Genomic DNA, 19,930 nt, shown 5'->3' on the forward strand with positions numbered 1-19,930 from the left:
GAAGGTCAGTCGGTCAGCGGATGCGGCAGGACGGCCGGGGGCGCGGTCTCGACCGGTTGCTCCGGTACGTCGGGCCGGAAGCGCTTGAGCGCGGGCAGGTCGGGCACCAGCGACGACGAGCGGCGGCAGATTTCGGCGGCATCGCCCAGCGAGAGGTACGGCGGGCGGATGCGGGACCAGCCGCCGGAGGTGTCGCCCGCCACGGCAAGGCCGGGCAGCTCAGGGGCGATGGAGCAGGCCGCGTAGGGCGCTTCGGGTGCGATGTCGCCGAGGGCCATCTTGGCGGAGGCTTCGTCGTTGACGCGGTGGCAGACGCGGCCGGTGAGCTGGGCGCGGAGCATGGTGGCGCCCTTGCCGAGTTCGGCGCCGAAGCGCTGTCCGCACACCTCCAGGTAGATGCCGGCGGCGCGGCCGAGCTGGGCGAGGCGGATGAGCTGGGTGACCATCTCGTCGCGGAGTTCCTCTTCCTTCCTGGTAGCCACGAGGAAGAGTTCGGCGACCTCGTCCACGAACAGCACGATGGGTACCGGGCGTTCCCTGTCGGGCAGTCCCCAGATGTCGGAGGTGATGTCTTCGTTGGGGGTCTCCGGGGCGATGCCCTGTCTGGTCTTGATCAGGTCGTAGCGGTCCTCCATCTCCTTGACCAGCACGGGCAGCAGCTCGGCGGCCTCTTCCGGTTCGGTGGCGAGCGCCGAGAGGCGAGGGGCGAAGGGGGCCAGCTCGACGCCGCGCTTGCAGTCGATACCGACCAGGGCGACGGGCTGACGGGCGAGTCCGGTGATCAGGTGCCGCAGGTACATGGACTTGCCCGACAGGGTGGCGCCGAGGGTGAGTTGGTGCGGGATGGTGAGGTAGTCCCGTACGAAGGGGACGGCGTCCTCCCGGAGAGCTACCGGCACCTTCAGGAAGCCGCCGCCGAGCTTGCGCGGCATCCGGACCCGCCGGAGGACGTCGAAGCCGACGAGCCGCAGTTCGACCACGCCCGGTTTGACGGTGGTGACGTACACGGCGTGGACGCCCCAGGCGTGCCGTAACCGCTCGGCGGAGGCCGCGATGTCCGCCGGTTCCTGCCCCGGGGCGAGCCGGAGGCGGACCCGGAGCCCGGTCGAGGTGGGCCGGATGACCCCCCGACGCGGCGGTACGGGCCGTATCTCGCGGCGGCTCATGGCCTTGTGGGCGAGGACCCGCAGCCGGGAGGGAGGCACGGTCAGACCGCACGCTTCCATGACCGAGCCGTACGAGCCGAGGAACCGGACGGTGGACACCGGCAGGCCGACGGCGGACCAGTACAGCCGGGGGTGCCTGGCCCGGGCGTAGGCGGTCCCGCCGCCGAGTGCGGCGAGGGGACCACCCACTTCGAGAAGCGTCGCCAGCTCGGACATCAGGCGGCAGCCCCGGTGACGGCCGGGAAGGCGGCCGGGGTGACGGCGGCGGCCCGGTAGGCGATGCCGTGGCGCTGCTGGCCGTTGAACACGGACTCCCACGGCCGGGCGACGAGGCCGGGCAGCGAGACCGGTGCCCCGAGGGTCAGCCCCTCGGAGATGCCGCCTTCCGGAACGGTGACCTTGATGAGCGACGACTCGCCGTCCTCGATGTAGACGACGCCGATGGTCATCAGCGCCTCACCGCTGTTGGCGTCCTTGGCGATCTCGCCGGTCTGCCGGTCACGGACCTTCGGCTCAGGAGTTTCGGTGAGAAGGATCGTCGCGGCCGAGGTCTCCACGCGGATGGTGCGCAAGGCACACTCCTATCTACTCGTCTATACAAGGTGGGTCCTGCGAGCCCCTTGCTGGGGATCGCAGGATTACCTTGCCACACAACTTGCCCACTCGTCTATACGAGTTGGCGCGTTGGGGTGTACGAGTTCGGGAGAGCGTCCCCGCGCACCACCGCAAACCACCCGATCAAGTCGCCGGGAGCTGGTACGACAAGACGTAGGCATCCGCCGCCATCACTGTGTCGCAGACTTCGACCGCCCGTCCCTCCGTGTCGAAGGCGGTCCGGATGAGATGGATGACCGGAACACCAGCTGCCAGCCGAAGCGTCTTCACCTCGGTCGGGGAGGGCATCCGGGCGCGGATCTCCTCCTCGAAGTGGTCGAGGTGGTGGCCCAGTTCTTCGAGGCGGGCGTAGATGCCACCGGGGCCGGGGTTCGGCTCGGCGATCGGGGTGCCGCGCGCGATGTCGAGCGGGAGGTAGGAGGTGGCGAACTCGACCGGCTTCCCGTCGAGCAGGTACCGGCGCCGACGGGCCAGGACCCGCCGCACGGACCCGAGCCGGGTGGAGATGTCCTGGCTGGCCTTCTCCTCCTTGACCTCCAGGCTGTCGACCTGGGGGTGACTGCCGGCCGCGTCGGCTTCCACGATGAACGCGGACTTGCCCTGCTCCCGGTGCCGCCGGGCGAAGCGGTCGGAGGCGAGCCGTCGCACAGGCGGTCGTGGTCGTACGAAGACTCCCCGGCCGTGCTCGGCGTGGACCAGGCCCTCGCCCTGGAGGATGGAGAAGGCGTTGCGGACCGTCATCCGGGACACCCCGAAGTGGTCGACGAGATCGGCTTCGGAGGGCAGCTTCTCACCCTCGCGGAATCGCCCACGGTCGATGGCTTCGCGCAACTGGTCGGCGATCTGCCGGAAGACCGCACGATCGCTCGTGGGGTCGAGATCACCAAGGAGGCCCGAGGGAAGAGGGCTCACTTGTACTCCTTTAGGTATCTAGACGAGTGGGCGAGTGGTGTTGCTACGGTGGAGAGCCTAGTCAGCCGAGAGGGCCGAGGAACGTGAGCACAGAACGCCCGCACTCCGTGAGCGTCGCCGGGGTCGTCGTGGACGACCAAGGCCGGGCCCTCCTGATTCAGCGCCGGGACAACGGTCACTGGGAGCCGCCGGGCGGTGTCCTCGAACGCGAGGAGACCATCCCGGAAGCCCTCCAGCGCGAAGTCCTCGAAGAGACCGGCATCAAGATCGCCCTCCCGGCGACCCTGACCGGCGTCTACAAGAACATGAAGGGCCTGATCGTCTCCCTGGTCTTCCGCTGCGAAGCCGCCGACGGCACGCCCACCACCGGTGACGAGACCCGCGCCCTGCGCTGGGTCACCCGCGAAGAGGTCACCGAGCTTGCCGACGAGGCGTACGCGATCCGCGTCCTTGACGCACTCGACGCGGCGTCCCCGCCGGCCGTTCGCGCCCATGACGGCGTGAAACTCGTCTAGCCCGAACCCGCTGCACATGGCGGCCTACCAGCACGAAGGAACTTGTATGCACGAGTATACGAGTACAGCCCGGGTCTGGGGGCTGAGTTGCCCAGGATTCCCGGAAGAAGTGAGCCGGGCCCGCCGCTGGACCCGGGACATCCTGCGGGGCTCGCCCTTGGCGGAGGACGCCGAGCTGATCGTCAGCGAGCTGAGCGCGAACGCGATCCTCCACACCGCCAGCGGCCGGGAGCACGGCAGCTTCCGCCTGGCCGTCGCGGTCTCCGGTCAGGTGGTCGCGGTCTCGGTCACGGACGACGGCGGTACGGCTACGGCCCCGAAGGTCGAGGACCAGTTGCACCAGGTCGAGGACGCCGAGCACGGGCGGGGACTGGGCATGGTCAGCGCGATCGCGCACCGGGTCGTCGTCCACGACAGCGAGCAGGGCTGCACGGTGACTGCGGAGCTGTACGCGGATGCCTGGCGGGGAGGTCACCCGTGCTGAGCCACCCCCTCCGCCGCGGCTTCTGGTGCGAGTGCTGGACGGAGGACCTCACCCAGGAGCAGGGGCCGGTCCTCCATGCATCCTTCGACGCCTACTCGGCACCACAGGCCGACCGATGGGTCGCGGTCGCGCTCCGCACCATCTCGCCGGCCCTGGACTCGGACGCTTCGGACGAGGCGTGGGAGTGGCTCTACGAGGACCGCATCGAGACCCGACGAGCCTTGCTGCGCGCCGAGCCGTGCACAGTGTCAGTGACCCACGCCCAGACCCGCATCACCTGGACGATACGACCGGTGCTCTTCCTGCCACTCGCACACCGGCAGGTGGCCGAACTGCCAGCGTGCGCGTACGACTTCAAGCCCCGCCCGACAGACTGAGTTACAACTTTCTCTACTGGTTCAAGGCGGCTCGCTCCGCTCACCGCGCGCGGCCCGGCCCCCGGCCGGGCCTGCGCTCCTGTCTCCGCCCCGCTCCAGCCCGGCCGGTGTCCGTGCCGCGCGCATAGCAGCGAGCCGAGACCACAAGGCGAGTGCCGACGGGAGCGGCCACCGTCAGAACGATGCCTCCGGCGGGGGATCGGCCGGCACCGGGATGGAGGGGGCGCCGTTCCCGGCTGCGGGTCCGTAGTGGCGTGCGCGGGGTGCTCCCATCCCGCCCACCGTCGCCCCAGGCAGAGCCGAGCAGACGCGGCCCCTGGCGTCCAGGTCGTTCGTACAGTGGCGCGCTCCACCTGGACGCCAGGAACCACGCCTGCTCCACGGTGTGTGGGTCGACGGCGTACGGGATGGGAGCTGGGCGAGTGTTGGGTTGAGGCGGGTAGCGAAGGTAGATAGTCAGACTGCTAGCGTCCCGGACACTGAGTCGAACCGAGAGGCGAGCATGTACGCATTGCGTCCACTGGTTAAGTTCTTCGCATTCGTTCTCACCCTGGCTACCGTGGTGCTCTTTCTGGCATCCGGCCTGCTTGTCGTTTCCCATCGGGGCTTGAGTGTTGAGCTATTCCAGGCACTGGGCTTGCTGGTGCTGTGCCTTGCTCTCCTCATGGCTTGCAACCGGTTCCTGACTGGCCAGTGGCACCGATGGTCGCGTGTCAAGGGCGCCCCTCTTCGCTGACACCAGCACCTGACACCAACAGGGCCGGACAGTGCCGAACACCGCCGAACGTCGACGGACCGGCAGGCGAGGCGGGAGCCGGGTTGACCGCGTTCCAGAGACCCCGTGATCGACCTGATAAGGATAAGGTCAGACCTCAAAGCCTTGGCCTACACGGGCGTCGGCCGCACATCGGTCGGCGTCCGTCGCCTTGACTCGGTCATTGAGACTCCGCCCACTTCCTTTCCAGGTGTCTACTGACTCAACTGATTGCCTCGACCAAAAACCCGCCATCCCTGAGGGTGACGGGGAAACGAGGCGAGAGGGCAATTCGCCCTACTGCTTTAATAGTCCCATAGTCTCTCAGGCGCGCCCGGTGAGGAATATCTTCGATGTGATTGAAAAGCCAACGCCCGGTGTCAACTGACCGCTGAGCCATACCGCGATGTTCATGCGTAAGGCGACGCCCGGCATGGACAATTTGATGTCTGGTTTTACGGGTCTTCGCAAACTCTTTGATCAACACGTCACTAAGAATCTTTCCGCTAACGTTCTGCCACTCCGTCAGGCGCTGCGCGAAGTCTCCCTTCGTCTTCTTCACCATTTTCTTGGCCTCTTCTTCTGAATGACTTTGCAGGTAGTGGCAAGAGAGGCTCCATTCAGTAAGCGTCTCCACGGCAGTCACAGTTCGACGCACGGCCCCTGTGTAGTCACCGCGCTCCATGAGCGACCTGGCATCAAGAAGATCGAACTCGCCCGGAGTGGCCTCCTCCTTCGATGCCCCAGAAAGGTCATCCAGTGACGCGTATTGCATCTTCTTTGGACTTGCCTTCAGGCCCTTCAGGTCATCGTAAACATCGGGCTTTTGGTCCCATGCTTTATAGGGGGAGATGAGAACCTTCCCGATTGCCGTGTGTTTTAGGTACCAAATGGGCACATCCCACGGGCTCACCTCGTATGCAAAATAATCATAGGTTGCAAGCCTGTACCGCTGAATTAGCTCATTCAATACCGGCACGTGTGCCTCGCACAGAGATGCCCAGTAACTTTCCAGGTCGTAGTGAGCTCGAGGGAGGGCTACGTGCGCGCGCAATTCAAACGCATCCGAGTGGGCTTGGACTGCAATCCTTACGACAGTCTTGCAGGGGCGCTCTAGCCATTTAACATTGTGCATCTCGATAAACTCGGCGGCTTCGGCGTCCGGCGTCCAGTCGCCGAAGCCACGGGGGCCGTGATGATAAACAGTGGCACGCGAATCGGTGACCTGCTGGAAGAAAACTTCACGCCACGATGGGCACACTCTCACTTGAAATGCATGTCCACGCCATTCGATTTCCATATCCCCTTCTGGGATCATCAGCCAAAACGGCAGCTCCGTGTAAATGAACGTCTCCCGGATGGGGGAATTCCAGTTAATCGTGTCGCCGCTCTTAACTGACACAAGGGTTTGCATGACGTTTTGTGTCACACTTGCGGCATCCTGGGTGACACTCTGATCGCTCACGTGGCCTCATGCAGGTTGAACCGGGGGTGCTCCCGTCGGCACCTCACTGTCCGGCAGGGGCGTTCAGACTGCGGTACGCAGTTATGTACGTCAACGAGTCGCCACAGGACGGTCTTTGATGGCAGAATGGGCCCGCTCGGAGTGCCAAGTGCTGGTCTCCCGTAACTCGCAGTCTCGATCAAAAGTGTCGAGACATGAGCAAGGGAGACTGCCAGATGGAGCCGATGTCGCTGCTGCTGATCGCGATCATCTTTTTGATCGTTCGCGAGAGGTCGTAGCCGGTTACAGGTGTGACGGGCAGATCGGGGGCCCCGCAGGGGCCCCCGATCACAGCACTTCTTGCTTCAGCCGACGACAAAGCAGATAGCGCGGCCGAGGCCGGCGGGGGTACCGCGAGGCACACGCGAACGTGCTCGGTCGGCAGACCCGCCACTGTGGCTGACTATCGTCGGCTGAGGTTCAGACGGTGCGTGTCGAAGGCCCCAGCCGTCAGTCGAGTGGGCCGAAGCCGGGCCGGCCCTGGGCCGTCCGAGGTTGCTCAACAGCGGCCAACGACGACCAACGTTGACGACTAGGTGCACGGGTGCACAGCCCCTGAGCTGGGAAGCAGCAGATACTCAGGGTCCCCGGCAAGACCCAGGGCAAGAAGACAGGTAGGCATTAGGAGTGCACCAGCCCGTGACGACTCTGTCTTGCCTTACCACCCCGCACGCCGCATGCTCGGCGTATGCCGGTCTCCCCTGACACCCGCAATCTATGCCAGGCCGTCTTCGCGGCCGACTTGGTAGAGCTGGCTGTCAGTGCCCTGGGGAGCTACGCCGGGCCGGACGAGGCGTGGGTTCATCAAGCCGCGATCAGGCTGAGTGAGGGGGAGTTACACCGCCTGCCCCACTGGTTGAACGAGGCGGAACAGAGACTGGAGTCCTTCCGCTGGTACGCCGAGGAACCTGCCGACGTGTCACCCCACGCGCACCGGTTCGCAGTCGAGTTCATCAACGGTCTGATCGACAAGGACGTCCCCAAGCCGCCAGGACCACACTGAGCGGCGTGCCAGACCCGTGCCAGATACTGCGGGGAACCACGGGGAACGGCGGTCACCCACCCCGCGCGCCCACAAGGCTTGACGCCGATCCGCAGCAGGCCAGCAGCCTTATAGGCCCGGTGGGACCCAAGCTTCCCAAGCTAAGGGCACAACGCACTGAGCGATGGTGGCGACCATCCTCGGCATGGGACTCATGTCAGCCTGCCGGGGCAGTTCCTGGCAGCCTCATCCGCGAATGCGCAGAGCTCGCTCATGAAAGCTCGGTAGTTGTCGGGGGTTTCACGGTCCTTGCTGGGCGGCCCATCGATCCACTGCTGCCAGAGTCCGACAGGCGCGAGGAACCGGGCCGCGTTGTCGGCACCGAGCTTCGCGTCGAGTAGCAGGAGCGCGCCGAGGGCGGCTCCCTGGTCGTAGTAGAGGTCTGGGCGGCGCAGGTAGCGGTCGAGGTAGGCGACCAGGAGGTCTGCGTCAGCCCGGGTGCCGAAGATGGCCAGAGCGACGCAGTATGCCTGCCCTGCGTAGGGTCCTTCACTGGCGAGTAGGAGTTCGCCGAGACGATCCCGGAACTCAGATCTGCCGGCCACGGCGACGAGCCAGGCTGCCGTCTTGCGCTCGCGCCACCCTCGGTCGAGCAGCGTGCTCAGTTCACGAGGACTGATCTCACCGGCAGCCTGGCCTAGCTTCCGGAGGAACTTCGTTCGGTCACGTCCGCTCATCCCGAGAAGGCTGCCGCCAAGTTTGAGATACCGCCGGTCGGGCGTGACGTAGCGGCGGATCAACCTGAGCGGCTCTGCCTCTTCGTCTGCGCGGCGCATGGCAGCATCCTCGTATGGACGAAGCCGCCAGACCAGCAATCTGGCAGGTCGGACACCTCAGCCCTATGTGCTCATCCGTCTCAGTTTCCGTCTCATTCAGCCCCGTTCACGACTGTTCAACCGAGACCCCGAGCCGTCACAAGCCCGAGGGCCAGCCGCCCGTGAACGCAGGTGAACGGCCCCGTTCAACGGCCTCAGAGCCCCCAACACAGTTGGAAAGCGTGCGTCCGCTCCACTGACAGTCGTCATGCTCGGTGCGCGGCTGGCGCTGGCAGGTCTCTCCTTAGCCATCGACGAAGCCCGACCGTCGGTTAGGTCCCGGGCCAGACCCGGGCCGCCCCCAGACAGAGCCGGGGATGCAACTGCTCTACAGAGCTGGACACCTCGGAGCCAGCCGCGCGTCTGAGACCCTAGCCGCGCCCACTGACAACGCGTCCCGCCTGTACGACCTCTGGCTCCCTACGGCCTGCACCACAACCGCACCAGATCGAGCGGGGAACAGCGGGGAACCACGGTGAAAGCGGTCTGGCCCGGCAAGGCCTCGCCGTGAATGTTCGCTCAGGTCAGCGCTCGAACCGGCTGCAAAAGCTCGCAGCTTCTCAAGCTGAGGGCGAGCCCTGCCTACGGCATCGGTCACTCCGGTCCAGGTTCTCTCAGCTGCTCGGCGGTGGAACCGCTCGGAGTGGCTTGGGCGTTTGGGCTGTGTGAGTGGGGGGTGTGTTCCTAGGCTGGGTCACCTGTAGCCATGAAGACCCGGGGGGTCAAGTGAGCGCCGAGATTGTGCAGTTGGTGGAGCAGGCGGGGCCGTATCTGTCGACTGCGGTGAGCGCGTACGGGGTGGCGGTGTTCTCCCGGGCGGAGAGCGCGGCGGTGGATGCCACGGCGAATCTGGGGCGGCGGATCCTGCAAGCGGTGTGGCGCCGGCGTGGCGAGCAGGGCCGGGCGGAGCTGGAGGCCGCGGTCCAGGACGCGGCCGAAGCGCCGGACGATGCGGACGCGGCAGCCGCTGTGCGCCAGCAGATCAAGCGCGCTCTGCGTGAGGACGCCGAGTTGCTGGCCGAGCTGGCCCGGATGCTGCCCGCTTCCGGCGAGACGGTGAACGTGACGGCGTCGGGTGAGCGATCGATCGCCGCCAAGACCATCACCACGGCCGTCACCGGGGACAACACAACGATCCAGCCATGACAGACGGTGCGGTAGCCGGGGACGGCGGTCCGCAGGCGACGGGTCCGCGGTCCGTGGCGGTGGGCGGTGGTGTCGGTGTGGCGATCACCGGGGACGGCGCCCAGGTGGTGATGTTGCCGGCCGAGGCGGTGCGCTGGGCCAAGGAGATTGAGGCGCCGCCGGGGGCCGGGAACCTGCCCGGGTCCGCTTCCGGCGTATTCGTCGGACGCCAGGACGAACTCGCTGAGCTGCGCCGGCTGCTGGCCGCCGAGGGGGAGGCTACGGTCACCCAGGTGCCCGGGACGCGGGCGATTCATGGACTGGGCGGGATCGGCAAGAGCACGCTCGCCCTGCACTACGCCCACACCTTCCGGCGCACGTACACGCTGGTGTGGTGGATCAACGCCGCGAGCACCGAGCAGATCGTCACCAACCTGGCCACTCTGGCCGTGCGGCTGTGCCCACAGTGGGCCGCCACCGCAGGGGTGCAGGAGCGGGCGGCGTGGGCGATCCTGTGGCTGCAATGGCATCCCGGCTGGCTACTCGTGTTCGACAACGTCGAAGACCCCGCCGACCTGCGCCACTACCTCGGCACGCTCCCGGACGGGCATCACCTGGCCACCAGCCGCACCGCGACCGGCTGGCACGCCATCGCCCCCACCATGCCCCTGGGCCTGCTCGACTCCGAGGCGGCCGTGGACCTGCTGTGCACCCTCGCCCTCGGGCCGGAGCACACCCCCACATCACAGCAGCGCCAGGACGCCGCCGCCCTTGCCTCTGAGCTCGGCTACCTGCCGCTAGCGCTGGAACAGGCCGGCGCCTACCTCTTCGAGACCGGCACCTCGCTGGCCGACTACCGGCAGATGCTGGGGCAGGTCATGGACACGGCTGCGGGCGGGATCGATCCCGAGCGCACCATCGCTCGGATCTGGCGCCACACTCTGACCGCCATCGAACGCCGCGACCCGCAGGCCGTCATGCTCCTCGACGCCATGGCCTGGCTGGCCCCCGAGGGCATCCCCCGCACCCTGCTCGCCCCGCTCTTCCCCGACCCGCTCACCCTCGGCGAGGCCCTGGGCGCCCTGCACGCCTACAACATGATCCCCTACAGCGCCGACCGCCAGGACGTCAGCGTCCACCGTCTCGTGCAGACCGTCCTGCGCCACCGACCCGCCACCGACCCCGACGGCTACCCACCCGGTCGGCGAGACGCCGAACACCTCATCCAGCAGGCCCTGCCCGACGATGACACCGACACCTCACGGTGGGAGCGGCTCCTTCCCCACGTCGTTGCCGTCGCCGATTCCGCACCACCCGACAGCCCGGCATCGACCGAAACGGCGGGCGCCTATCACGCCGCCGCTGAATACCTGTACCGCCAAGGGCGCGACGCCCACACCATCCCCCTGCGCACAGCCGCCGCGGCCCAGCGCGAGCAGGTCCTGGGCGACACCCACCCCCAGACCCTGATCAGTCGCAACAACCTCGCCGGCGCCTATGAGTCGGCGGGGGATCTGGGGCGGGCCATCCCCCTGTACGAGGCCACTCTCGCTCAGCGCGAGCAGGTCCTGGGCGGCACCCACCCCGATACCCTGGCCAGCCGCAACAACCTTGCCTACGCCTACTGGGCGGCGGGGGACCTGGGCCGGGCCATCCCCCTGTTCGAGGCCACTCTCGCTCAGCGCGAGCAGGTCCTGGGCGACACCCACCCCGACACCCTGATCAGTCGCAACAACCGCGCCGGCGCCTATGAGTCGGCGGGGGATCTGGGGCGGGCCATCCCCCTGTACGAGGCCACTCTCGCTCAGTGCGAGCAGGTCCTGGGCGGCACCCACCCCGATACCCTGGCCAGCCGCAACAACCTTGCCTACGCCTACTGGGCGGCGGGGGATCTGGGGCGGGCCATCCCCCTGTTCGAGGCCACGCTCGCTCAGCGCGAGCAGGTCCTGGGCGACACCCACCCCGACACCCTGATCAGTCGCAACAACCTCGCCGGCGCCTATGAGTCGGCGGGGGATCTGGGGCGGGCCATCCCCCTGTACGAGGCCACGCTCGCTCAGTGCGAGCAGGTCCTGGGCGGCACCCACCCCCACACCCTGACCAGTCGCAACAACCTCGCCTACGCCTATGAGTCGGCGGGGGATCTGGGGCGGGCCATCCCCCTGTTCGAGGCCACGCTCGCTCAGCGCGAGCAGGTCCTGGGCGGCACCCACCCCGACACCCTGACCAGTCGCAACAACCTCGCCTACGCCTATGAGTCGGCGGGGGACCTGGGGCGGGCCATCCCCCTGTTCGAGGCCACGCTCGCTCAGCGCGAGCAGGTCCTGGGCGACACCCACCCCCACACCCTGGCCAGCCGCAACAACCTCGCTCGTGCTCGCCAGGCCGCCCAAGCTATACAGCAGCGAAGTACAGCAACCGACCATGGCCAATGACGCCTCCTGAGGGCCGACCGGTGACCCATACCACCTCCGTTGACCGACCTCTGTAGAGCTACGGATCAGAAGGCCGCTGACATCCACGGCTGACATCAACGACGCCGGACGGAGGCGTACACCAACGTCTCTGTCTGGCCGTGGCACCACTGGCCGGGGCGAAGTCGGTACGGACACGGATCGAACTTGTAAAGCGAAGGTCGTCGGTTCGAATCCGACAGGGGGCTCTGGAACGGAAATACCGCGCGCTTCCGGCATTCAGCAGAGCCGCGCGCGGCGGAGGTCGCGGGCGATCTCCAGATGCCCGTCCTCGATCGGGTGACCCTCCTCGAGGTTCCACAGGGCGTTGCGCAGGAAGCGGGCGAGGGTCCAGGCCCGGGCGCGCGCCCGGGCCAGGCCGAGGGCGTCGCTCAGCGCGTCGAAGCGCCAGCGGGTCTCGGCCGGGTCGAAGCGGTCGGCCAGGGCGGGCCGCAGTTCGAAGCCGGGGTCGCCGGCGAGAGGCTTGGGGTCGATGGCGAGCCAGTCGGCGCGGTCGGCGCCGAGGACGTTTCCGTAGTGCAGGTCCCAGTGCAGCAGCCGGTCACCGGGTTCCCCGGCGACCTCGCGCACGGCGGCGGCGCAGTCGGCGATCAGATGGCGGGTCTCGGGGCCGGTGAGGCGGAGCCAGCGGGTCAGGAGGGTGGCCGCGAGGTCCGGCAGGGCCGCCAGGAAGGGCCGGCCCGCCATGCCGTTGTACTTCTCCTGTGCTTCGGCCAGCTCGACCGGGATGTCGATCACGGGGCGGACGATACCGGCGTGCGTGAATCGGGGGATGGGAATCATCCGGGGCCTGAGCCGAGTGCGGGGGTATGTCCGCAGTGCTCCCGGGACCTATGTGTGGCTGGCGATCCTGTTCGTCACGACCTTCGCCCTGCACCGCATGTCGCCGGAGTTCGAGGAGCTGTTCCTGCGTCACCGGTCGACCAACATCCATGAGCTGTCCCGCAACCCCGTGCGGGTGCTGGTGGCGAGCGCGATGTGGATCGACAGCGGGCGCTGGGTGCCGTACGCCTTCCTGTACACGGTGTTCCACGCGCCGGCCGAGCGCTGGCTGGGGACGGCCCGCTGGCTCGCGGTGTGCGCGCTCGCCCATGTGCTGGCCTCGCTGATCAGCGAGGGCGCGCTGCTGGTCGCGATCCAGGAGGGCCTCGCCCCGCGTTCGGCGGTGAACACCCTGGACATCGGGGTCAGTTACGCGTTGGCCGGGGTCATCGCGGTGCTCGGCTACCGGCTCGCGGTGCCCTGGCGGTACCCGTATCTGCTGGTGGTGCTGGTCGTCTTCGGGCTGCCGCTGACCGAGGGGCCGACCTTCACCGACTTCGGGCACTTCCTGGCCGCACTGATCGGTCTGGGCTGTTATCCGCTGGTCAGAGGGCGCGGAAAAACATGGAATCCGAAGGAGACACTGGCCGGTCCGAGGGGTTAGCGTCCGGCCATGAGCAGCTCGGCGAGCAGGGGCATGGGCGGGGTCATGGGCGGTGTCGTCAACGGTGGGATCTCCTTCTGGTACGCGGACGACGGTCTGCCCGCCGTGCGGGAGCCGCTGTCCGGGGACGCGTCGGCCGACGTCGTCATCGTGGGCGGCGGGTACACCGGCCTGTGGACCGCGTACTACCTGAAGCGGGCCGCGCCCTTCCTGCGGATCACCGTGCTGGAGCAGAAGTTCTGCGGGTACGGCGCCGCCGGGCGCAACGGCGGCTGGCTGTACAACGGGATCGCGGGCCGCGACCGGTACGCCGTGCTGCACGGCCACGAGGCCGCCGTACGGCTGCAACAGGCGATGAACGACACCGTCGCCGAAGTGATCACGGTCGCCGGAGCGGAGGGCATCGACGCCGACATCCACCGGGGCGGAGTGCTGGAGGTGGCGACGACCCCGGCGCAGCTGGCCCGGCTGAAGGCGTTCCACGAGCACGAGCTGTCGTACGGCGAGAAGGACCGGGAGCTGTACGGCGCCCGGGAGACGGCCGAGCGGATCCGGGTCGCGGACGCGGTGGGTTCCAGCTGGACCCCGCACGGCGCCCGGCTGCACCCGGTGAAGCTGGTGAAGGGGCTCGCGGCGGCGGTGGAGCGGCTCGGCGTGGTCATCCACGAGTCGACGCCGGTGACGGAGATCCGGGCGAAGCACGCGGTCACCCCCTACGGCACCGTCCGCGCCCCGTACGTGCTGCGCTGTACCGAGGGCTTCACCGCCTCCCTGAAGGGCCAGCGGCGGACCTGGCTGCCGATGAACTCCTCGATGATCGCCACCGAGCCGCTGACCGAGGAGCAGTGGGCGTCGATCGGCTGGGCGGGCGCGGAGACGCTGGGCGACATGGCGCACGCGTACATGTACGCGCAGCGCACGGCCGACGGGCGGATCGCGCTCGGCGGGCGCGGAGTGCCGTACCGCTTCGGATCGCGCACCGACAACGACGGCCGTACCCAGGAGGCGACGATCGAGGCGCTCCAGGAGATCCTCACCCGCTTCTTCCCCTCGCTGGCCGGGGTGCGGGTGCAGCACGCCTGGTCGGGCGTGCTCGGGGTGCCGCGCGACTGGTGCGCGACCGTCACCCTGGACCGAACCACGGGCCTGGGCTGGGCGGGCGGTTACGTCGGATCCGGCGTCGCCACCGCCAACCTGGCCGCGCGCACGCTGCGCGACCTGGTGCTGCGGGACTCCGGGCAGGGCGGCCGGACCGAGCTGACGGATCTGCCGTGGGTCGGCCACCGGGTGCGCAAGTGGGAGCCGGAGCCGCTGCGCTGGCTCGGCGTGCAGGCGATGTACGCCACCTACCGCGCCGCCGACCAGCGCGAACGCCTGCGCCCCGGGACGGGGTCGTCCCGCCTGGCGAAGGTGGCGGACCGGGTGGCCGGGAGGTAGGCGGGCGGGCGGCAGGCGGGCGGGCGGCAGGCGGGGGCCGTCGGCTGGTCCGCCGTACCGCTGGTCCGCCGTACCGCCGGATCGTGCCGCGCCGCGTCCACCCGTTAGCCTCCCCGCATGATTCGCAACGCGACCCCCGCCGATGTCCCTGTCATCCACGCGCTGATCCGTGAGCTGGCCGAGTACGAGAAGGCCGCAGAGGAGGCGCGGGCGAGCGAGGAGCAGTTGCGGGAGGCGCTGTTCGGGGAGCGGCCGGCCGCGTTCGCGCACCTGGCGGTGGACGACGTGAGCGGCGAACCGGTCGGCTTCGCGCTGTGGTTCCTGAACTTCTCCACCTGGCGCGGGGTGCACGGCATCTACCTGGAGGACCTGTACGTCCGTCCCGGCGCGCGCGGCGGCGGTCACGGGCGGGCGCTGCTGACCGAGCTGGCGCGGATCTGTGTGGAGCGCGGTTACGAGCGGCTGGAGTGGTCGGTGCTGAACTGGAACCGGCCCGCGATCGGCTTCTACGAGGCGCTCGGCGCCCGCCCGCAGGACGAGTGGACGGTGTACCGGCTCACGGACGGCGCGCTGGCCGCGCTGGGGGGAGCCCCGGTCTCAGCCCACTGACTCCGGTACCGGTGTGTCGGCCGGGGCGCCGTGTTTCGGTGCCCGGCCCGTCACCATCAGGCCCGCGACCAGGCCGGCCAGCAGCATGATGCCGGCCGCCCACCAGATGGCGACCGTGTAGCCATGCACGATGCCGGCCGGGACGACGGTGGACTTCTGCGCGGGGGAGCGCAGACGGGCGGCGATGTACGCCGTGCTGCTGGTGGTGGCGATGGTGTTGAGCAGTGCCGTACCGATCGAGCCGCCCACCTGCTGGGAGGTGTTGACGGTCGCGGAGGTGACCCCGGAGTCGCGGGGGGCCACCCCGGCGGTGGCGGTGGCGAACACCGGCATGAAGGTCAGGCCCATGCCGAGGCCCATGAGGACGAGGGCGGGCAGGATCTCGGTGGGGTAGGAGGAGTGGACCGTGATCCGGGTGAGCAGCATCATGCCGCTCGCGCCGAGGACCATGCCGGGGGTCATGAGCATGCGCGGCGCCACATGGGGCAGCAGCCGGGCGGAGATCTGCGTGGAGCCGGTGATGATGGCGGCGGTGAGGGGCAGATAGGCGAGACCGGTCTTGACCGGTGAGTAGCCGAGGATGGTCTGCAAGTAGTACGTCATGAACAGGAACAGCCCGAACATGCCGATCACCGCGAGCATCATGGTCAGGAAGCAGCCGGCGCGGTTGCGGTCCCTGACGATGTGCAGCGGCAGCAGCGGGCTCGGGGCGCGGGCCTGCCACCAGACGAAGACGCCGAGCAGCAGCAGTCCGCTCGCGAACAGGGCGAGGACCAGGGGGTCCGTCCAGCCGCGCGGCTCGGCCTCGCTGAAGCCGTAGACGATCGCCACCAGTCCGCCGCAGCCGAGCAGCGCACCGGGCACGTCCAGTCGCGCCTCGCGATGGCCGGGCCGGTCGTGCAGCAGCGCGAACGCGCCGAAGACCGCGAGTACGGCGATGGGCACGTTGACGTACAGGCACCAGCGCCAGTTCAGGTACTGGGTGAGCAGGCCGCCCACGATGAAGCCGATCGCCGAGCCGCTGCCGGCGAGCGCGCCGTAGATGCCGAAGGCCTTGCCGCGTTCGAGCGGGTCGGTGAAGGTCGTGGTCAGCAGGGAGAGCGCGGAGGGCGCGAGCAGGGCGGCGAAGACGCCCTGGAGGGCGCGGGCGCCGAACAGCATGCCGGAGCTGGTGGACGCGCCGCCGAGCGCGGAGGCGGCGGCGAAGCCGATCAGCCCGATGACGAAGGTGCGCTTGCGGCCGACGAGGTCGGCGATCCGGCCGCCGAGCAGCAGGAGCCCGCCGAAGGCGAGGGTGTAGGCGGTGATCACCCACTGCCGGTTGCCGTCCGACATGTGCAGGGAGTGCTGGGCGGAGGGCAGCGCGATGTTCATGATCGTCGCATCGAGGACGATCATCAGCTGGGCGAGCGCGATCACCACCAGGCCCCACCAGCGGTGCGGGTCCACGCCCTGTGCGGCGGTGCCGCCCGCTCCGGCCGCCCCGCCTGCTCCGCCCGCTCCGGCTGCTTCGCCCGCTCCGGCTGCTTCGCCCGCTCCGGCTTCACCCGTTCGGCCGATACTCACCTCGACAGAACATCATGAATCGGGAGGTAACGCATCCGGTCGGGTGGGGGCGATGGCCCAGGGCGCGGACAGGGGCGCCGGGCGTTGTCAGTGGCGGGGTGCAGCATGGGGGCATGGCGAGGAGAGCGGTGGACGCGAGGGACGGGGCGGGCGCGGGCAGGCCCAAGGTCAAGGGCGCGCGGCGGCCGGAGGTGCGGCTGCCGTCGCTCGTGCCCTGGGCCGGCGTCGAGCTGTCGCCCGACGGGGACTACGACGGGCTGGAGTTCCGGGACGCCGAGCTGGCCGGGCAGGACGGCGGCGGCGCCCGGTTCATGGACTGCGCGCTCACCGGCTGTGTGCTGGACGAGACCCGGCTGCGCCACGCCCGCATCCTCGACACGGTCCTCACCGGGCCGCGCGGGGTCGGCACGGACCTCGCCGAGGCGACGCTCCGCGATGTCGAGCTGACCGACCCCCGCCTCGGCGGCACCCAGCTGCACGGCGCCACCCTGGAGCGGGTCGTGGTCCACGGAGGCAAGATCGACTATCTGAACCTGCGCATGGCCCGGCTCAGAGACGTCGTCTTCGACTCCTGCGTCCTGGTCGAGCCGGACTTCGGCGGTGCCCGTCTGGAGCGGGTCGAGTTCGTGAACTGTGCTCTGAAGGGCGCCGACTTCTCCGCCGCGACCCTGACGGACGTGGATCTGCGCGGTGCCGCTCCGCTGGAGATCACCCGGGGCCTGGACCGGATGTCCGGCGCAGTGATCAGCACGGCCCAGCTGCTGGACCTGGCACCGGCGCTGGCGGTGGCCCTGGGACTCCGGGTCGAGTAGCCGCCCGGCTCGGCGGGGGCTGGGCTACGGCAGTCTCGGGAAGCGGGCCTGGAGGGTCCAGATCGCCGGGTTCTCCGCCAGGTCCTCGTGCAGATCGGTGAGGTCGGCGATCAGGTCGTGCAGGAAGTCCCGTGCCTCGCGGCGCAGGTCGGTGTGGGAGAAGCTCAACGGGGACTCCTCGGCCGGCACCCAGTCCGCGCTGATGTCGACCCAGCCGAAGCGGCGCTCGAAGAGCATCCGGTCGGTGGACTCGGTGAAGTCCAGCTCCGCCCGCTGCGGCCGGGCGGCGCGGGAGCCCATCGGGTCCCGGTCCAGCCGTTCGGCGATGTCGCACAGCGCCCACGCGAAGTCCAGCACCGGCACCCATCCCCAGGCTGTGGACAGCTCCCGGTCCGACTCGGTGTCCGCGAGATAGACGTCCCCGCAGAACAGGTCGTGCCGCAGCGCGTGGACGTCCGCGCGGCGGTAGTCGGTCTGCGGCGGGTCCGGGAACCGGTTGGAGAGGGCATAGCCGATGTCGAGCACGGATGAGATGGTGTCACGCCCCCGCCGTCGACCACGCACCCGAGACCGCGGACCACGCACCCGAGACCGCCGGACCACGCGCCGGAGGCCGCCGGGCGGCGTACCCGAGACCGCCGGACCACGCGCCGGAGGCCGCCGGGCGGCGTACCCGAGATCACTGGATCACACCCCCGAGGCCGCCGGACCACGCGCCGGAGGCCGTCGGGTGGCGTACCCGAGATCACTGGATCACACCCCCGAGGCCGCCGGACCACGCACCCGAGACCGCCGGACCACGCACCCGAGACCGCCGGGCGGCGTACCCGAGATCACTGGATCACGCCCCCGAGACCGGTGGATCACTCTTCTAAGATCGCTGACGTGTCCAGATCCGTGCGCCGTGTCCCGGCCACCGCCGTCCTGCTCGCCCTCGCCCTCACCGGCACCGCGTGCGACGGCGGAGTGCACGGCACCCCCGGGGGCTCCGGCGTGCGCGACCCGTACTTCCCGAGGGCGGGCAACGGCGGCTACGACGTCGGCCACTACGACCTCACCCTCGACTACACCCCGCACGGCCACCACCTCACCGGCACCGCCGTCATCACCGCCCGCGCCACCCAGGACCTGTCCGCCTTCGACCTGGACCTGTCCGGGCTGCACGTCGACTCGGTCACCGTCGAGGGCAGGCCGGCCCGCTTCAACCGGGCCGGCCAGGAACTCACCGTCCGCCCGCACGACGACCTCACCCGGGGCGAGACCTTCAGCACCACCGTCCGCTACTCCGGCGTCCCGCACACCCTCACCGACCCGGACGGCTCCAAGGAGGGCTGGCTGCCCACCGCCGACGGCGCCCTCGGCCTCGGCGAACCCGTCGGCTCGATGGCCTGGTTCCCCGGCAACGACCATCCCTCCGACAAGGCGACCTACGACATCACCGTCACCGTGCCCCAAGGTCTCCAGGCCGTCTCCAACGGGGAGTTGGCCGACCAGCGCACCAAGGGCGGCCGCACCTCCTACCACTGGCACACCGCCCAGCCCATGGCGAGCTACGTCGCCACGGTCGCCGTCGGCCACTTCGACATCCGCCGCACCACCGGCCCGCACGGACTGCCCGTCATCACCGCGGTCGATCCCACCCAGGACGAGGACAGCGCCGACGTCCTCGCGAAGATCCCCGAGATCATCAAGTGGGAGGAGTACAACTTCGGGCCGTACCCCTTCTCCTCCGTCGGCGCGATCGTCGACCGCCCCGACGACATCGACTACGCCCTGGAGACCCAGAACCGCCCCGTCTTCCCCGGCGCCCCGGAGACCACCACCCTCGTCCACGAACTCGCCCACCAGTGGTACGGCAACTCGGTCACCCCCGAGTCCTGGCGGGACATGTGGCTCAACGAGGGCTTCGCCACCTACGCGGAGTGGCTGTGGCAGGAGGACCACGGCGGCCCCAGCACCCGGAAGACCTTCCTGGACCTCTACCACGGCGACCGCAAGGACATCTGGGCCTACCCGCCCGCGCGGCCGTCCGGTGCCGCGCACATCTCCGACAGCCCCGTCTACGAACGCGGCGCGATGGTCCTTCAGAAGATCCGGGAGAAGGTCGGCGACGACACCTTCTACGACATCATCCAGGGCTGGGCCGCGGCCCACCGCCACGGCAACGCGAGCACCGCCGACTTCACGGCCTACGTGCAGCGGAAGGCTCCCGGCAAGGACTTCGCGGAGATCTGGAAGGACTGGCTGTACGGGGACGGCAAGCCGGCCCACCCCTGAGGTCGGCCGGCGGCGGGGCC

General features: G+C 69.1%; 18 protein-coding genes, 1 tRNA gene and 1 pseudogene. 12 read left to right on the forward strand and 8 right to left on the reverse strand.

The features are described from left to right. Positions 1–5: 5 nt before the first annotated feature. From ACFVIU_RS26960 to ACFVIU_RS26970, 3 genes are all read right to left on the reverse strand, one after another. Entirely contained in the window at positions 6–1,382 is a 1,377-nt protein-coding gene (locus tag ACFVIU_RS26960; RefSeq protein WP_385845613.1) for an FtsK/SpoIIIE domain-containing protein, read from the reverse strand. Further along, complete coding sequence (locus tag ACFVIU_RS26965) at positions 1,382–1,738, reverse strand: hypothetical protein (RefSeq protein WP_385845614.1); 357 nt, start codon at positions 1,736–1,738, stop codon at positions 1,382–1,384. Before ACFVIU_RS26965 ends, ACFVIU_RS26960 begins: the two co-directional genes overlap by 1 nt. A 166-nt stretch (positions 1,739–1,904) precedes the next feature. Beyond that, complete coding sequence (locus tag ACFVIU_RS26970; RefSeq protein WP_385845616.1) at positions 1,905–2,693, reverse strand: GntR family transcriptional regulator; 789 nt, start codon at positions 2,691–2,693, stop codon at positions 1,905–1,907. Positions 2,694–2,800: 107 nt separating this feature from the next. Between ACFVIU_RS26970 and ACFVIU_RS26975 the strand changes: the two genes are divergently transcribed. Genes ACFVIU_RS26975 through ACFVIU_RS26985 form a run of 3 tightly spaced genes read left to right on the forward strand, consistent with a single transcriptional unit; the run spans position 2,801 to position 4,069 of the window. After that, positions 2,801–3,208 (forward strand): NUDIX hydrolase, encoded by a 408-nt coding sequence (locus ACFVIU_RS26975; RefSeq protein WP_385845693.1) that lies wholly within the window; start codon positions 2,801–2,803, stop codon positions 3,206–3,208. A gap of 46 nt (positions 3,209–3,254) precedes the next feature. Next, positions 3,255–3,692: an ATP-binding protein gene (locus ACFVIU_RS26980; protein ID WP_385845618.1), complete on the forward strand. Its 438-nt coding sequence runs from the start codon at positions 3,255–3,257 to the stop codon at positions 3,690–3,692. Then, the gene (locus ACFVIU_RS26985) at positions 3,686–4,069 is read left to right on the forward strand and encodes a hypothetical protein (RefSeq protein WP_385845619.1); all 384 of its coding nucleotides are present in this window, start codon (positions 3,686–3,688) and stop codon (positions 4,067–4,069) included. The genes ACFVIU_RS26980 and ACFVIU_RS26985 overlap by 7 nt, the downstream gene beginning before the upstream one ends. 977 nt (positions 4,070–5,046) lie before the next feature. Here ACFVIU_RS26985 and ACFVIU_RS26990 read toward each other — a convergent pair. Then, complete coding sequence (locus tag ACFVIU_RS26990; protein WP_385845621.1) at positions 5,047–6,288, reverse strand: hypothetical protein; 1,242 nt, start codon at positions 6,286–6,288, stop codon at positions 5,047–5,049. 727 nt (positions 6,289–7,015) lie between these two features. Here ACFVIU_RS26990 and ACFVIU_RS26995 point away from each other — a divergent pair. Then, a complete protein-coding gene (locus ACFVIU_RS26995; protein ID WP_385845622.1) occupies positions 7,016–7,330 on the forward strand; it encodes a hypothetical protein in 315 nt (104 codons plus the stop codon). A gap of 191 nt (positions 7,331–7,521) precedes the next feature. On the opposite strand, the gene ACFVIU_RS27000 is transcribed toward ACFVIU_RS26995, so the two are convergent. Next, entirely contained in the window at positions 7,522–8,145 is a 624-nt protein-coding gene (locus ACFVIU_RS27000; protein WP_385845623.1) for a DUF6000 family protein, read from the reverse strand. Positions 8,146–8,910: 765 nt separating this feature from the next. Between ACFVIU_RS27000 and ACFVIU_RS27005 the strand changes: the two genes are divergently transcribed. The 3 genes from ACFVIU_RS27005 to ACFVIU_RS27015 all read left to right on the forward strand — a co-directional run bounded on the left by ACFVIU_RS27005 (position 8,911) and on the right by ACFVIU_RS27015 (position 11,968). After that, positions 8,911–9,330, forward strand: a complete 420-nt coding sequence (locus ACFVIU_RS27005; protein ID WP_385845625.1) for a hypothetical protein — start codon at positions 8,911–8,913, stop codon at positions 9,328–9,330. Beyond that, positions 9,327–11,744 carry an FxSxx-COOH system tetratricopeptide repeat protein gene (gene fxsT / locus ACFVIU_RS27010; protein ID WP_385845626.1) on the forward strand — a complete coding sequence of 806 codons (2,418 nt, stop codon included), beginning with the start codon at positions 9,327–9,329 and terminating at the stop codon, positions 11,742–11,744. Before ACFVIU_RS27005 ends, fxsT begins: the two co-directional genes overlap by 4 nt. 152 nt (positions 11,745–11,896) lie before the next feature. Then, positions 11,897–11,968, forward strand: a tRNA-Tyr gene (locus ACFVIU_RS27015). A gap of 34 nt (positions 11,969–12,002) precedes the next feature. On the opposite strand, the pseudogene ACFVIU_RS27020 reads toward ACFVIU_RS27015, so the two are convergent. Further along, positions 12,003–12,458: pseudogene (locus tag ACFVIU_RS27020) on the reverse strand (aminoglycoside phosphotransferase family protein); the annotation flags it as partial. Between the two features lie 97 nt (positions 12,459–12,555). Here ACFVIU_RS27020 and ACFVIU_RS27025 point away from each other — a divergent pair. The 3 genes from ACFVIU_RS27025 (at position 12,556) to ACFVIU_RS27035 (ending at position 15,255) form a co-directional block, all read left to right on the forward strand. Next, positions 12,556–13,209 (forward strand): rhomboid-like protein, encoded by a 654-nt coding sequence (locus ACFVIU_RS27025; RefSeq protein ID WP_385845628.1) that lies wholly within the window; start codon positions 12,556–12,558, stop codon positions 13,207–13,209. A 9-nt stretch (positions 13,210–13,218) separates the two neighbouring features. After that, a complete protein-coding gene (locus ACFVIU_RS27030; RefSeq protein WP_385845629.1) occupies positions 13,219–14,646 on the forward strand; it encodes an NAD(P)/FAD-dependent oxidoreductase in 1,428 nt (475 codons plus the stop codon). Between the two features lie 117 nt (positions 14,647–14,763). Then, positions 14,764–15,255, forward strand: coding sequence for a GNAT family N-acetyltransferase (locus tag ACFVIU_RS27035; protein WP_385845630.1), 492 nt, complete (start codon positions 14,764–14,766; stop codon positions 15,253–15,255). Here the strand turns inward: ACFVIU_RS27035 and ACFVIU_RS27040 are convergent. Continuing rightward, positions 15,244–16,704 carry an MFS transporter gene (locus tag ACFVIU_RS27040; protein ID WP_385845695.1) on the reverse strand — a complete coding sequence of 487 codons (1,461 nt, stop codon included), beginning with the start codon at positions 16,702–16,704 and terminating at the stop codon, positions 15,244–15,246. The two genes, ACFVIU_RS27035 and ACFVIU_RS27040, sit on opposite strands and share 12 nt — an antisense overlap. A gap of 230 nt (positions 16,705–16,934) precedes the next feature. Here ACFVIU_RS27040 and ACFVIU_RS27045 point away from each other — a divergent pair, with 230 nt between their 5' ends. Next, positions 16,935–17,633, forward strand: coding sequence for a pentapeptide repeat-containing protein (locus tag ACFVIU_RS27045; RefSeq protein WP_385845631.1), 699 nt, complete (start codon positions 16,935–16,937; stop codon positions 17,631–17,633). 24 nt (positions 17,634–17,657) lie between these two features. On the opposite strand, the gene ACFVIU_RS27050 is transcribed toward ACFVIU_RS27045, so the two are convergent. Then, positions 17,658–18,158: a hypothetical protein gene (locus ACFVIU_RS27050; RefSeq protein ID WP_385845632.1), complete on the reverse strand. Its 501-nt coding sequence runs from the start codon at positions 18,156–18,158 to the stop codon at positions 17,658–17,660. A 360-nt stretch (positions 18,159–18,518) separates the two neighbouring features. On the opposite strand from ACFVIU_RS27050, the gene ACFVIU_RS27055 reads away from it, so the two are divergent. Further along, positions 18,519–19,910, forward strand: coding sequence for a M1 family metallopeptidase (locus tag ACFVIU_RS27055; protein WP_385845633.1), 1,392 nt, complete (start codon positions 18,519–18,521; stop codon positions 19,908–19,910). Positions 19,911–19,930: the final 20 nt, after the last annotated feature.

Source organism: Streptomyces sp. NPDC127190 (genome assembly GCF_042672505.1).
In the GTDB taxonomy this organism is placed as follows: Bacteria; Actinomycetota; Actinomycetes; order Streptomycetales; family Streptomycetaceae; genus Streptomyces.